The organism is Phreatobacter sp. GW821-FHT04C01 (genome assembly GCF_059420385.1).
The window spans coordinates 1-1,099 of record NZ_JBWKTP010000030.1 but is presented as its reverse complement, the minus strand read 5'-3'; the positions used below and the strand labels follow the sequence as shown (position 1 = coordinate 1,099).

Below are 1,099 nucleotides of genomic sequence, written 5' to 3'. Positions count from 1 at the left end.
GCCCCGGAAGGCAACGCCGCCATTGCATCAAGCCGGTTCGGCCGGGCTATATAAGGGCTTGCGGAAGACCGATATCGCGCCACACATCGGCGCCCAGGAAGCAGATGAAGACAATAGGATTTCTCTCGTTCGGGCACTGGTCGCCCTCGTCCCAGTCGGCGACGCGCTCGGCAAGGGATACGCTGCTGCAGTCCATCGAGCTTGCCGTGGCGGCCGAAGAGCTCGGCGCGGACGGCGCCTATTTCAGGGTCCATCATTTCGCGCAGCAGCTTGCCTCGCCCTTTCCCTTGCTCGCCGCCATTGGTGCGAAAACGAACCGGATCGAGATCGGCACCGGCGTCATCGACATGCGCTACGAGAACCCGTTCTACATGGTCGAGGATGCGGGCGCCGCCGACCTGATCAGCAATGGCCGGCTGCAGCTCGGCATCAGCCGCGGCTCGCCGGAACAGGTGATCGACGGCTGGCGTCATTTCGGCCATGTCCCGGACGAAGGACAGAGCGATGCCGACATGGGGCGACGCCACGCCGAAGTCTTTCTCGATCTGTTGAAGGGAGAGGGCTTCGCCCGGCCCAACCCGCGCCCCATGTTCCCCAATCCGCCTGGATTGCTGCGGCTCGAACCCCATTCGGAGGGTTTGCGCCGGCGCATCTGGTGGGGATCGGCGTCGAACGCAACCGCGCTTTGGGCGGCCCAGCAGGGCATGAACCTGCAAAGTTCGACGCTTAAGGCCGATGAGACGGGCGAGCCGTTTCACGTTCAGCAGGCCACGCAGATTCGCCGCTATAGGCAGGCGTGGAAAGAGGCCGGCCACGACTGGGAGCCTCGCGTGTCGGTGTCCCGATCGATCTTCGCGCTCATGGACGATCGCGACCGTGCCTATTTCGGGCGCGGCGATGCCAGCGACCAGGTCGGCATCATCGACAATATGCGCGCCGTTTTCGGGCGCTCCTATGCCGCGGAGCCCGACCGGCTGATCATGGAATTGAAGGCAGACGAGGCCATAGCCGAGGCCGACACATTGTTGCTCACCGTGCCGAACCAGCTCGGCGTCGCCTACAATGCCCATGTGATCGAGGCCATTCTGAAGCATGTCGC

The 1,099-nt window shown here is 64.0% G+C and carries 1 protein-coding gene; it reads left to right on the top strand.

Annotated elements, in window-relative coordinates; all coding sequences use genetic code 11:
- Positions 1-104: 104 nt before the first annotated feature.
- The coding region (locus AC07WJ_RS37170) for an LLM class flavin-dependent oxidoreductase (RefSeq protein WP_494939772.1) at positions 105-1,099 on the top strand (995 nt) is incomplete at its 3' end.